This is a genomic window from Moraxella sp. CTOTU48841 (assembly GCF_032061225.1).
Lineage (GTDB): Bacteria > Pseudomonadota > Gammaproteobacteria > Pseudomonadales > Moraxellaceae > Faucicola > Faucicola cinerea.
Window position 1 is genome coordinate 165,775 of record NZ_DAMBFQ010000004.1, and the last position, 13,499, is coordinate 179,273.

The window sequence follows — 13,499 nt, forward strand, 5'->3', positions numbered from 1 at the left end:
TTTCATACAGTATAGTTACAAACAAACTATATGGTGATATTTTTAAAATACTACCATACTTTTTTGCTGCAAAGTATGCTTAAATCGATGCACTTACCGTTCATTTTTAACATCCTATGATGATTCAGGTTCGATCTATTGACTGTTTTGTAGATTGCCCATACACCCATGTTAATATACACGGATTCCATGAGATAGTGACACATCTTGAGATAAGCTTAGAAAAGTTTATTGCACTGGCTATTTCTACATCGTTTTATATTTTTTTAAGTTGATTGTTTGCGCTGAGGACGTCTCATTCATGATAACATCGAAGTTTATCACCAAAGTTCTACCATTAAGCCTAGCCGTGGCTAGCGCTGTTATTAGTTTGAGCGGTTGCCAAAAACAGCAAAACGATAGCAAAAGCCCGCTGTCAACCCAAAACACTCAAGTTACCACCGCGTCAGCCACCACGCAAATCGCCAATAACGAGATTCAGCTATTAGCCGCCGATGTCATCACCGCCAAAGCAGACCGATTTGAACCGAGCGTCACCGTGACAGGGACACTGCAGCCTTCAGACCACACAGTGGTACAATCAACCGTGAATGCACAAGTGCAGCAAGTACTGGCCGATGTGGGTAAAACGGTAGCAAAAGGTGAGCCACTGGTGCGACTTGATATCAGTGATAGTAAAAACCAACTCGCTCAAGCGCAAGCCGATGTTGCCGCTGCCCAAGCACAAGCCATCGTCGCCAATAAACTTGCTGAGCGCAACAAAATTTTGCTCGAGCAAGGCTTTGTCTCACAAATAGAGTATGAGCGTAGTGTGGCAGACAGCATTGCGCAGCGTGAATCCATCAAAGCCAAACAAGCCCAATTAAGTAGTGCACAAAAAATGTTTGGTGATACCACGATTTATGCGCCTACCACTGGGATTGTCAGCAGCCGCAGCGTCAATGTCGGACAGGTAGTCACGCAAAACCAAGCCTTGATGGAAATCATTGACCCCAATAAACTTGAGTTTGCCGCCAATGTCCCTAGCGAAGCACAAACACAGCTACAACTTGGTCAACAAGTGCCTTTTACTATTAGTAATCAAACCAATCAGTACATCGGACAAATTAGCCGCATTTCGCCCCAAGTCGATGCCGCCACTCGCCAGCTGACGATTTATATCGCGGTTAAGCCTTCTCAGCGTAATCGTGGACTTCGACCGGGTATGTATGCCACAGGCAAGCTTAATTATGGGGTTGCACAAGTTGGGGTATTGGTGCCGATGTCAGCAGTAATGCTGGAGTCTAAAGCTCCAGAATCTACAGCCCTCGAATCTGGATCAAAAGGCGCAGCCAATAAATCCAGTGACCCATCTGCCACAAGTCCAACCTTAGAAACAGGCACGATTTTAGTGGTCAGTAAAGACAATGTGATTACCAAACAGCCTATTAAGGTACTCAAACACCTTGACGATACCAGTCAGTACTTGATTGCTGGCATCGAGGCTAACACCACGGTGATTGTGGCAAATCTCAATGCCAATGATGTGGGTAAAAAAGTCGTGCTCAAATAGCTTACTGATAGTGTTTCATTCAATCATTTTATATTGTTAAAAATTTCACTGTTAAAAATTTTGGTATTAGGAATTTGCTATGTGGCTCACCCGCGTCAGTATCAACAATCCTGTGTTTGCCGCCATGATCATGCTCGCGCTGATGGTCATTGGACTACTAGCAACATTTCGCATGAAAGTTGAGGAATTTCCTAATATTGAATTCCCTTTTGTGGTGGTCAATACCGTTTATAGTGGTGCTTCGCCTGAAGTCATCGAGACCGACATTACCAAAAAAATTGAAGACCAAGTCAATACCATCGCCGGTGTCAAAGAAGTGACCTCCGTCACCCAACAAGGCTTGTCACAAGTCATCGTGCAGTTTGATTTAAATATCTCGTCCGATGTTGCCGCGCAAAACGTGCGTGATAAATTGGCACTGGTGACCCCCACCTTTCGGGATGAAGTTACCACGCCTATCGTTGCGCAGTACAATCCTGCCGATGCGCCTGTGGTGTCCGTCACGTTTCGCTCTGAAAAAATGTCGCTTCGGGAACTATCCACTTACTTAGACAACACGGTCAAAAAACAGCTGCAAACGGTTACAGGGGTGGGTCGGGTCGATATTTTGGGGGGGCGTCAGCGTCAAATCCGTGTGCTACTCAATCCCACCCAAATGAATGCTTATAAAGTCTCAGTCAATCAAATTAGCAATGCGCTACGCTCAGAGAACGTCGAATTACCTGTCGGTACTATCAATAATCAAAACCAAGAAATGGTGATTCAAGTCAACGGGTTGGTCAAAACACCCAATGAGTTTAACCAAATCATTGTCGCCCAAAATCGTTCAAGCACGGGTGCTATCGTGCCTGTGTACCTATCGCAAGTTGCCCAAGTCGTTGATGGACAAGCCGAGGCTGAGTCAGCGTCGCTACAAAATGGTCAACCTGCGGTGGCAATGGACATTATAAAAATGTCGGATGCCAATGTGATTGATGTGGTTGATAAAACCCAACAGCGTCTGGCAGAAATCCAAGCGACCCTACCCCCAGGTGTCACCATGACGGTGGTCGCTGATAGCTCAAAAAGTATTCGTGGCTCGTTAAATAATGTGGTACGCACCTTGATTGAAGGGGCGATATTGGCGGTGTTTATTGTTTGGTTGTTCTTAGGGTCGTGGCGCTCGACCATTATTACAGGATTGACGCTGCCCATTTCACTGCTCGGTACTTTAGCGGCGATTTGGACGTTTGGTTTTTCCATCAACATGATGACCCTACTGGCGCTGGCATTATGTATCGGACTATTGATTGATGATGCGATTGTGGTGCGGGAAAATATCGTGCGCCATGTGGGTATGGGCAAACATCACCGCCAAGCGGCGCTTGATGGCACCCAAGAAATCGGGCTTGCCGTGCTAGCGACGACGCTGGTGATTGTGGCGGTATTTTTACCCGTGGCTTTTATGGGCGGGATTATTGGACGCTTTTTTTATCAGTTTGGTGTGACCGTTTCCACCGCTGTGTTGCTGTCGTTATTTGTTAGTTTCACGCTTGACCCGATGTTGTCTTCGATTTGGCCAGACCCAGATGCCGCGCACCAACATGACCGACACAATGAGCGTGTATCGTTTCGCAAGCGACCGATTGCTTGGCTATTAGCGGGTTTTCAGCGCCTGTTAGATCGGTTGACCAATCTATACAGCCATATTCTTGCATGGAGTCTACGCCATCGTTTGATAACAGTGCTGATTGCAATTGGCTCACTGGTTGCCGCGTTTTTTGCCGTGGGGTTGGTGGGCAAAGAGTTTGTTCCGCAAGCGGATATGAATGAAATCAAAGTCAAATTTGAAACGCCTGTCAATGCCAATATTGACTATACCCAGCAAAAAGCAGCACAAGTCAACGCGGTATTACAAAGTTTTCCTGAAGTTACCAATACTTATGCCACGGTTAATGCCATGTCCTATAGCGGTAACAATCGGGTACAAGTGAATGTATCATTAGTACCTAAAGATGAGCGCACGCGCGGATTAGATGCCTTAAACCGTGCCATGCGTGAGCAATTGCAGCAGGTAGGCGGTATTAAAGTTACCTCAGTGGCAGCCGCTGCCATGGCGGTCAGCGGTGGTCTTAAGCCAATTATGATATCCATCAAAGGCAATGATTTAAATGAGCTGCAACGCTTATCCAATGAGTTTATGCAAAAACTCTCAAACGTCAATGGCTTGGTAGATTTGGAAAGCACCCTTAAACAGCCCAAATCAATGGTCAATGTCACCATTAACCGAGAAGCAGCAAATGATGCCGGTCTTTCGATTGGTCAAATCGGACAAGCATTACGACCGCTGCTGGCCGGTGATAATGTGAGCACCTTTAAAGATGACAACGGCAACAATATCGATGTCAACGTGCGCTTAAATGACGACAACCGCCAGACTATCTCGCAACTACAATCTATGTACTTGTCATCAAGCCGTATGGATCAAAATGGTCAGCCGATACTAGTGCCGCTATCGCAAGTGGCGAATTTTAGTGAAACCTTGGGTGCACCGCAAATCAACCGCCGTTCGCTGTTTCGTGAGGTGGTAGTCCAAGCCAACACAGACGGCAGACCAGCAGGTGATATCGGCGCGGATATCACAAAAATCCAAAACGAAATGAAACTGCCACCCGGTTACAGCTTTGCGGTACAAGGCTCTAATAAAGACATGGCCGAATCCATTGGCTACGCAACAACCGCACTTGGACTGGCAATCGTGTTTATTTATATGTTGTTAGGGTCACAGTTTAATAGCTTTTTATACCCTGTGGCGATTATGGCATCGCTGCCGTTATCGCTAATTGGGGTGTTCTTTGCGTTATTTTTATTTGGCTCTAGTCTTAATATATTTTCTATCATCGGCATTATCATGCTGATGGGATTGGTGTGTAAAAATGCAATTTTGCTCATTGATTTTATTAAAGAATCTTTATCAAACGGTTTGAGCCGTAATGAAGCTATTATGCTGGCAGGGCAAACGCGCCTGCGCCCCATTTTGATGACTACCGCTGCCATGGTGATGGGGATGATACCGCTGGCACTTGGCATTGGTGAAGGGTCGGAGCAGCAAGCACCGATGGCACACGCCATTATTGGCGGGGTGATTACTTCAACCTTATTGACCTTGATTGTGGTGCCTGTGATTTATACCTATTTAGATGATGGCAAACAGCGGTTTTTTAGCTTTTTTGCTAAAAAGAAAGCGAAAACCCTTGCAATAGAGCGCCAAGACTCACTTTAAGCAATAATTCATTACAATTTTATACAGTGTAAAGAAACTTAAGAATGAGTAGCCCAGTACAATTTTAAATTGGGCTATGCATTAATTGGATTAATTAAGCTGTGTGATTGATAGCTGTATGATTGGCAGCTAAGAAGTTTTATAAATCTGTGTAAGACACTATCATATTGATAGTATCTTGCTTTATGATAATAATCTCTTGCTTATGATAATAATCTCTTGATTGATGATAGAAGTCTGGCTTTGATGAGCAAAAGCAATAATAATAACTGATTTATTTTAGAGAATTTTTGGAGTTGGTGATGGAAGATAATAATAGTGGTACTAAAACCGTACTATTGATTGAGGATGATCCAGATTTAGCCGAGTTGATTAGCGAATATTTGGGCATGAACTATTATGAGGTTCAGCATGCCCCAACCGCAACAGAAGGGTTAGAGACGCTATTTAACCCTGCCAAATCCATTGATTTGGTGATTTTAGATTTGATGTTGCCGGATATGGATGGCATGCAAGTGTGTCAACGTATTCGTCAGCACAAAGATAGCCGTCTGGCGCAAACGGCGATTATCATGCTCACTGCTAAGGGTGACACCACTGACCGTGTGTTGGGTCTTGAGATGGGCGCGGATGATTATGTCTCAAAACCATTTGAACCGCGTGAACTATTGGCGCGTATCCGTGCAGTCATGCGCCGTCACGACCTGCCGCTTCACCAGCAAAAAGAAGATAACTTAGTATTTGGTCGCTTAAAGGTTTATCCAGACAGCCATGAAGTGACGATTGATGATGAGCCGGTGCGTTTGACTACTCATCAGTTTCAGTTATTGCATTACTTTGCTACCCACTCAGGTAAAGTACTGAGCCGTGAACAGCTGTGGCATGCGATGCCAAACGATGACAGTAGTGATAACATCGACCGTGCCATTGATGTGCATATTTCACGTCTGCGCGCGCTGATTGAAGACAATCCTCGCCAGCCAAAACGCATCATCACAGTGCGTGGTGTCGGCTATCAGTTTGCCACTGACCAAGTGTAAGAGTGTAAGATTGCTTGACAAATTTAACACGCAAAAGGTCATTATCCTTGGTTATTTATGCTAGCAAAGCTATTATAATAGCCTGTGATGACCCACGATTTCTGGATTCTGTGTGCGATTGAGCGGCATAAAATTTAATAGTGTATTTAGCAAGTTATTTGCCAGCGTTATGCTGGCATTGGTCATTTTTGCTGGGGCAATGGTAGTTTTAAGCCATTTGGTGCATGATACCTCTGCCAATACTCGCCACCAAGTTATTGCCAGCCAAGTCACCCAGCAGCTAGACCCGCTACTAGTTGAGCTGCGTACCGCTCAAGACCAAAAAAAGAACCTCGAAACCCGTTATTTACTTGCCCTAGTACGTCGTAGTTTTAATATCTATAGCGATTCACTGAACGCCAAATTTGGTCTATACGATGGCAAAAGTGGCGAAGCGATTATGATAATGCGTGGGCTGCCTGCCACCTTACCGCCAAACCCGCCATTTTTTTTATCCTTGTTTCCTAGAGATGATCCAAAGCATCCGACCGAAATTCAAGTCAATAGCCAATCAGGTTATGTGCTGTTATACCAATCAAAACTTAGTAACCGCCGTGCGATTTCACCAGCGATTAATTTACTGACAGGCACTTTGCTACTGCTGCTCATTATGTCGGGCATGTTATGGATGATTGCGCGCACCATGACATGGCGTATCAATCAGCTAAGTCGGCAAATTACCCAATTGGGTGATGGCGATTTCTCTGCCCGTGTCACGCCTGTAGGCAACGATGAAATTACTATTTTGGCACGTGGTTTTAACCAAACCGCCGAACGCATCGAAACCTTGATGAATGCCAATAAATTGCTGTTAGCGCATGCCTCACATGAGATTCGCACACCGATTACCCGTATTCGTCTACAAGTTGAAATGATGACGATGCTGGCAAGTCAGTTTGACAAAACCATACAAGATAAAGTACAAAAACGTGCCGATGCCATCAACCGTGATTTGACGGGTCTTAATGATTTGGTGGAAAGTATTTTACTCGTCAGTCGTATGGATGCCGGTCATGCGATAGAAAAAGTAGAAGACGTCGATTTATATGAGTTAATTAAAAACGAGATTCAGCACTACCCACAAGCTACATTTGCGGGTGGTCACGTTATCATCCAAGGGCAAGCCAAACTTCTCACTCACCTTGTGCGTAATTTGCTCGACAATGCCCATCTTCATGGCGTCCCACCTGTGAGCGTACAGCTGTATGCCATTGATGATGTGGGTAATCAACTGGCAATTGATGCCCTACCTACCATCCAAGAGAGTACAAAAGATACCGATACTCAAAAACATACCGATGCTGAAAGAGATAAGGTGGCTTTGTCCGCCTCTATAAAAGATAACACCAGTGACCCTACAAACGGCGATGACATCACCTTTGATACTACGATGTCAGCGACAACTAGACCTGCCGCAACCAACACAGCAACGGTCACAGCAGATAGCGAGGCAACTTCGAGCAAACTGGCTAACAAACCAAAAAATAAATCGTCTATTTTTTCACGTAAAAAATCTGACATTGTGCACTTACCAGAATTTCATCAGGTGCGTATTGCGGTTATCGACCAAGGTACAGGCATTCCTGAAGACAAACGCACCGATATTTTCAGTCCATTTGTACGGCTACAACAAGAGAAAAAAGGCTCAGGGCTCGGGCTATCTTTGGTCGCGCAGATTGTCAAAGCCCATGGCGGTAGTATTATCACCGACACAGTGCATGGTCATACCCGCTTTTTGGTCACATTACCTATTACCCAATCGTAACCGATTTTATCTCTGCCTATAGTTTTGTCACAAATTTTTTTCGGTTTTCTCCTCTATTATTTAATTAAACATACCATTCGGCATTTATTTATTCGTTAAAGCGACTAAACGCTGACGACGAGCTGTGCTAAAATTACCTTCTTTTAACCACTGCAAAATTTTTTATTATCATGATTACCATTGATAACGTTACCAAACGCTTCCAAACCCAAGATGGCAACTGGTTTACCGCGGTAGAACCGACATCGCTCTCAATCCAACAAGGCGAGATTTTTGGCTTGATGGGTTATTCGGGCGCAGGCAAATCTACTTTGCTACGCTTGATTAATTTACTTGAACGCCCAGATAGCGGCACTGTCACCATCGATGGCAAGGAGCTGACCTCGCTGTCCACCCACGATTTGCGCCATGCCCGTCAAAATATCGGGATGATTTTTCAGCAGTTTAATCTGATGGCAAATCGCACGGTGGCACAAAACATTGCCTTTGCCCTAGAGATTGCCGGTTGGGAAAAAACGGCCATCAAGCCGCGGGTGATGGAATGTCTTGAAATTGTCGATTTGGTCAATCGCGCCAACCACTATCCCGCCCAGCTCTCTGGCGGTCAAAAACAGCGGGCAGGTATCGCACGGGCGTTAGCACCCAAGCCTCATGTAATGCTCGCCGATGAGCCCACCTCTGCGCTCGACCCTGCGACCACCAAATCGGTGTTAGCCTGTCTCAAAGATATTAATGACAAGTTTAACGTCACTATCGTGATTGTGACCCATGAAATGTCCGTGATTCGCAAGCTGTGTAACCGCGTCGCCCTGCTTGATAAGGGCAGATTGCTGGAAGTCGCTGACGTACATTCGGGGCAAATTCATGCCAACACGCCGATTGGGCAACTGCTGATTAGTGATGATTAACGGCGCACAAACATCGTCGATGGCTGGATAATCTTTTAAGTTTTAAATTGAATCGTTGGGTAATTTCATGGCAAATACATTAACTTGGCAAAGCGCGGTTGATAATCTCTTGGGGATGAAGGCAGAAATTTGGCAAGCGTTTTGGGAAACGCTGATTATGGTGGGTATCTCAACGGTTGCGTCAGTCATCTTTGGTACATTGCTCGGCGTTGCGCTATTTTTGACCAGTAAAAATCAGCTCGCCGACAACAAATCGCTGTATGCAGGACTTGGCAACTTTACCAACATTATGCGTGCTTTTCCGTTTGTGATTTTGATGATTGTGATTATTCCTGTCACTCGCCTCATTGTCGGTACCACCATTGGTCCAATCGCGGCATCGCTTGCTTTGAGTGTCGCCGGTATTTTCTACTTTGCTAGGCTCGTTGAGCAAAATCTGCGTGATGTGCCAAAAGGTATCATCGAAGCGGCGTTATCAATGGGTGCAAGTACAGGGACGATTATTCGCAACGTGTTATTGGTCGAGTCACGCTCAAGTTTGATTTTGAGTATTACTACCTTGATGATTAGTTTACTCTCTTACAGTGCGGCAGCGGGTATGATTGGGGGTGGCGGTCTCGGTGATTTGGCGATTCGTTATGGTTATAACCGCTACCAAAATGATGTGATGATTTTTATGGTGATTTTATTGGTGGTGATGGTGATTATCATCCAATCGGTTGGTAATATTTTGGCGCACCGTCTGGATAAACGTTAATTTTAGCTGATGGCTGTTTAAAAAATTGTTATTGATGGTTTTTCTAGGAATTATGAAAAAATTTCATATCCATAGGTTAACTCTCAATAACATTTTTTTTATGAATATGTTAAGGTAAGCTGATTGTTTTGTCCGTTTATTTTTTCATTTTTGGAGGAAGGTATGAAATTAACGCATTTATCAAGCCACATCGCGCAGCTGCTAGCAACTGTAGGGGTGGCAGGGATTGCCCTAGTCGGTTGTAGCAAACCAGAAAGCAAAACCGAAACCACAGCACAAGCCAGCACCACCACAACTACAACCACGACTACCGCAAGCTCAACCACGACCACAGCAGCGGCAAGCACAGGTATCGACCCGAACAAATCTGAAATTGTGATTGGTACTACTGTGGGCGACTTTGGTGACATGGTCAAAAACTCTGTCAAACCGCAGTTAGAAAAACAAGGCTATAAAGTCAGATTGGTTGAATTCTCTGACTATGTGCGCCCAAATAAAGCCTTAGCCGATGGCGATATTGATATCAACGTGTTCCAACACAAACCTTATCTCGATACCTTCAAAAAAGACAACAACCTAGATATCGTTGAAGCCTTCCAAGTGCCTACCGCACCGCTTGGCATCTATCCAGGTAAATTAAATGACCTAAAACAAGTCAAAGACGGTACCACCGTGGCTGCACCGAACGATCCAAGCAACTTTGCGCGTGCGCTAGTAATGCTCAACGAACTGGGCTGGGTAAAACTTAAAGCCAATATCGACCCACTCACTGCATCAAAAAATGATATCGCAGAAAACCCAAAAAATATCAAATTGGTAGAGCTAGAAGCTGCACAATTACCACGTGCGCGTTCAGATGTTGACTTTGCAGTCATCAATGGTAACTATGCGACCAGCTCAGGTATCAAATTGACTGAAGCGCTGTTCCAAGAACCCAGCTATGCGTATGTCAACTGGTCAGCGATTCGCACCAAAGACAAAGACACACAATGGGTAAAAGACGTGACCAATGCGTATAATTCAGAAGAATTTAAACAATACGCCCACAAAACTTTCCCAGGTTATAAATACCCAGCTATCTGGGGTGAAAACCCTGCGACACCAGCCGCTGCCAGTGCTACTGCCTCTACTGCCAAATAATGGCATAATTGGCATAAAAAAAAGAAGCTTTCAGCTTCTTTTTTTTATGATTAAATTTTATGGACAGAATGTTTTACGGTCAAAACTTGTTAAGTGATTTTAAAACGCCTCAATTAACTGGAAATAATCTAAAAATAATAAAGCGCGTTATTCTGTGAACAGTTTATCTTCAATACTGCGACGCATTTTTTGCCCCGCTTTAAAGGTAACAACGCGGCGCGCTGTGACATGAACCATCTCGCCAGTCTTTGGGTTGCGACCTGGACGTTGGCTTTTATCCTTGATTTCAAAGTTACCAAAACCCGATAGCTTGACTTGGTGACCTTTGGTCAACGTCTCTGACAACTCTGAAAAAAAATTCTCCACAAATGCGCGGCTGTCTTGGCGCGTCATGCCCAAATTTTCCATCAAATGATTGATCATTTCTAATTTGGTTAAGGTTTTTCCTTCAACTTGCATATTCATTATCATACCCACCCTACTAAATGTTCCTATTCTAGCGATTCTAGCAAAGGCAGTCGATAGTTATTTTTACTTTAAAATCAAAGAAAAACATTGTATCGACTGGCATAATTTGCTAGTACAAGATTACATACGTAGCGTTGCGTGATACTGCTCATGTAGCGCAGCGATGACAGCTTCCATTTGTGCATTGATACGCTCGTCAGAAAGCGTGGCATCGAGGTCTTGCCATACCAGTGCAAAAGCAAGCGATTGTTGATTTTCAGGCAAGTTGTTGCCAGCATATACATCAAACAACCACACATCTTTTAATAGCTCGCCCCCGACTTGTTTGATAGTATCCTTCATTGATTGCATAGCAATCGACTGGTCTACCACCACGGCGATATCGCGGCGTACTTGTGGGAATTTACTTGGCGTCATGATGGTCAATGCTTGTTGATGCATGTCAATGACCATCTGTAAATTCAGCTGCGCCACCCAAGTGGTCGGCAAATCCAAGGCTTTGGCAATCTGTGGGTGCAACTGACCTAACCAGCCAACCACTTTGCCTTGATAGTGTACATCGGCACTTTGACCGGGGTGTAAAAACGGCTGCTCGCTACGTTGATAACTGATAGCGGACTGGGCAAACCGTGGAAAAACCGATTCGACGTCATTTTTTAGGTCGTAAAAATCCATCACACGGCTGTCATGATGCTGCTCTGGATGGGTACTGCCGACTGCCACCATCGCCAAGGTGTCCACTTGGTTTAAGCTTGCGATATCACTGCCATCAAAACGTAGACCCGTCTCAAACAGACGCACGCGGTTTTGTTGACGGTTTAAGTTATATTGCACACAAGGCAACAAACTAGACAGCAGGGTACGACGCATGACCGCTAAGTCACTTGAGATTGGATTGGCAAGCGCGAGTGGTGCAGCAAAATGCGCCCCATCAAACAAAGCTTCGACTTTGGCATCACTAAAACTAAAACTCACCGCTTCAAAATAACCTTGATTGACCAAGCTCATTTTTAAGTTATGCAAATCATTTTGGCGTTTATTGTCAAACAAGTTACTGGTAAACGCCGGCAGTTTGTTGGCAATATTGTTATAGCCATAAATGCGGGCGATTTCTTCAATCAAATCTTCGGGTAAGGCGATATCAAAACGATGGCTCGGCGGCGTGGCAACCAGATTTTCGCCTTGTAACTCGGTGCTGATTTGTAAACTATTTAAAATCTCTATGGCTTTGTCGGTGGCGATATCCGCGCCTAACAATTTATTGATACTGACAATCGGTAGCGTCACTGGCGTACGTTTTGGCAGTTCATCGGTGTTTTCAACTAGCGTGATTTGACCGACCCTAACCTCACTTGAGCCATTGCCAAATGTCGCCAATAGATTGACCGCGCGGTCGAGTGCCAATTTTGGCAATTCAAAATCGACACCCCGCTCAAAACGCTGTGACGCATCGGTATGCAAACCGAAACGGCGTGCTTTACCTGCAATCGCTAACTGTTTGAAAAATGCGCTCTCGATTACCACTCGGGTCGTGCTATCGGTCACTGCGGTGCGAAGTCCACCCATGATTCCCGCTAACGCAATGACACCTTGTTCATCGGCAATCACCAGCTCATCACCTTGTAAGGTAATGGTTTGCTCATTTAATAGCTCAAGGGTTTCGCCTTGTTGGGCATGGCGCACAATAATTGCGCCCACCAACTTATCGGCATCAAACGCATGCAGCGGCTGACCGAGCTCAAGTAGTACATAATTGGTGACATCCACCAGTAAATTACGTGGCTTGACGCCTGAGGCATTCAGGGCTTGTTTCATCCAATCAGGTGATGGCGTGGTGCCTGTCAGTCCACTGACCAGTTGCGCGTAATAACGTGGGCAGTCGGTGGTTTCTACGCTAACCGCTTGGCTATCGTTGTCGGTCACAGCTGCGGTGATATGGTCAAAGGGTAGCTGAAATGTTAAATCATTGAGCACGGCAAGCTCACGGGCGATACCGCGCACACTAAAACAGTCGCCACGGTTTGGGGTGATTGAAATATCTAGCACATGATTGTCTAAGCCAAGATACGCTCGAATATCCATGCCAATGGGCGCATCATTTGGCAAAATTAACAAGCCATCAACACCATCATCACAGTCAATCTCACTACCACCACACAGCATACCATGCGATTCTACGCCGCGCAGTTTGCCTTTTTTAATGTTAAAGGGTTCATCCCCTTGTGCAGGTGGCAGTTTGGCGCCCACCAGTGCCACAGGTACACGCACGCCAGCGGCCACATTGGGTGCACCGCAAACGATTTGTAGCGGTGCTTCGCTATGCTCACCGACATTCACTTTGGCAACGCGCAGTTTATCAGCATCGGGGTGTTGGGTGACGTCAATCACTTCACCGACAACTACCCCACTAAAGTCTTTGGCGACTTTATCCAAGCTATCAAGCTCTAAGCCTGCCATCGTCAGTTGTTCGCCAATTTGCTCTGCGCTTAAGTTTGGGTTTGCCCATTGGCGTAACCAGTTTTCGCTAATTTTCATCTTAAAATTTCTCTAAAATTTAACAAACTATCA

At 45.1% G+C, this 13,499-nt stretch carries 9 protein-coding genes; 7 read left to right on the forward strand and 2 right to left on the reverse strand.

Features of this window, described 5'->3' with window-relative positions; all coding sequences use genetic code 11:
• Positions 1-301: 301 nt before the first annotated feature.
• The 7 genes from RT034_RS06345 (at position 302) to RT034_RS06375 (ending at position 10,463) form a co-directional block, all read left to right on the forward strand.
• Positions 302-1,552, forward strand: a complete 1,251-nt coding sequence (locus RT034_RS06345; protein ID WP_313015131.1) for an efflux RND transporter periplasmic adaptor subunit — start codon at positions 302-304, stop codon at positions 1,550-1,552.
• Positions 1,553-1,631: 79 nt separating this feature from the next.
• The gene (locus RT034_RS06350; RefSeq protein WP_313015134.1) at positions 1,632-4,814 is read left to right on the forward strand and encodes an efflux RND transporter permease subunit; all 3,183 of its coding nucleotides are present in this window, start codon (positions 1,632-1,634) and stop codon (positions 4,812-4,814) included.
• 302 nt (positions 4,815-5,116) lie between these two features.
• On the forward strand, positions 5,117-5,854 hold the full coding sequence (locus RT034_RS06355; protein WP_007115400.1) for a response regulator transcription factor: 738 nt from the start codon (positions 5,117-5,119) through the stop codon (positions 5,852-5,854).
• A 169-nt stretch (positions 5,855-6,023) separates the two neighbouring features.
• Entirely contained in the window at positions 6,024-7,658 is a 1,635-nt protein-coding gene (locus tag RT034_RS06360; RefSeq protein ID WP_313015138.1) for a sensor histidine kinase, read from the forward strand.
• 170 nt (positions 7,659-7,828) lie between these two features.
• On the forward strand, positions 7,829-8,566 hold the full coding sequence (locus tag RT034_RS06365; RefSeq protein ID WP_313015142.1) for a methionine ABC transporter ATP-binding protein: 738 nt from the start codon (positions 7,829-7,831) through the stop codon (positions 8,564-8,566).
• Between the two features lie 67 nt (positions 8,567-8,633).
• Positions 8,634-9,323, forward strand: coding sequence for a methionine ABC transporter permease (locus tag RT034_RS06370; RefSeq protein WP_007115396.1), 690 nt, complete (start codon positions 8,634-8,636; stop codon positions 9,321-9,323).
• Positions 9,324-9,485: 162 nt separating this feature from the next.
• On the forward strand, positions 9,486-10,463 hold the full coding sequence (locus RT034_RS06375; RefSeq protein ID WP_313015148.1) for a MetQ/NlpA family ABC transporter substrate-binding protein: 978 nt from the start codon (positions 9,486-9,488) through the stop codon (positions 10,461-10,463).
• Positions 10,464-10,610: 147 nt separating this feature from the next.
• Here the strand turns inward: RT034_RS06375 and RT034_RS06380 are convergent, their stop codons facing one another.
• Positions 10,611-10,928 (reverse strand): integration host factor subunit alpha, encoded by a 318-nt coding sequence (locus RT034_RS06380; protein WP_007117206.1) that lies wholly within the window; start codon positions 10,926-10,928, stop codon positions 10,611-10,613.
• Positions 10,929-11,051: 123 nt separating this feature from the next.
• Positions 11,052-13,466 carry a phenylalanine--tRNA ligase subunit beta gene (pheT, locus tag RT034_RS06385; protein WP_313015152.1) on the reverse strand — a complete coding sequence of 805 codons (2,415 nt, stop codon included), beginning with the start codon at positions 13,464-13,466 and terminating at the stop codon, positions 11,052-11,054.
• Positions 13,467-13,499: the final 33 nt, after the last annotated feature.

Bases quoted from the DNA above. Each gene is read 5' to 3' on its own strand.
- RT034_RS06345 (WP_313015131.1), top strand. From the start codon at position 302: ATGATAACATCGAAGTTTATCACCAAAGTTCTACCATTAAGCCTAGCC.
- RT034_RS06350 (WP_313015134.1), top strand. From the start codon at position 1,632: ATGTGGCTCACCCGCGTCAGTATCAACAATCCTGTGTTTGCCGCCATG.
- RT034_RS06355 (WP_007115400.1), top strand. From the start codon at position 5,117: ATGGAAGATAATAATAGTGGTACTAAAACCGTACTATTGATTGAGGAT.
- RT034_RS06360 (WP_313015138.1), top strand. From the start codon at position 6,024: ATGCTGGCATTGGTCATTTTTGCTGGGGCAATGGTAGTTTTAAGCCAT.
- RT034_RS06365 (WP_313015142.1), top strand. From the start codon at position 7,829: ATGATTACCATTGATAACGTTACCAAACGCTTCCAAACCCAAGATGGC.
- RT034_RS06370 (WP_007115396.1), top strand. From the start codon at position 8,634: ATGGCAAATACATTAACTTGGCAAAGCGCGGTTGATAATCTCTTGGGG.
- RT034_RS06375 (WP_313015148.1), top strand. From the start codon at position 9,486: ATGAAATTAACGCATTTATCAAGCCACATCGCGCAGCTGCTAGCAACT.
- RT034_RS06380 (WP_007117206.1), bottom strand. From the start codon at position 10,928: ATGAATATGCAAGTTGAAGGAAAAACCTTAACCAAATTAGAAATGATC.
- pheT (WP_313015152.1), bottom strand. From the start codon at position 13,466: ATGAAAATTAGCGAAAACTGGTTACGCCAATGGGCAAACCCAAACTTA.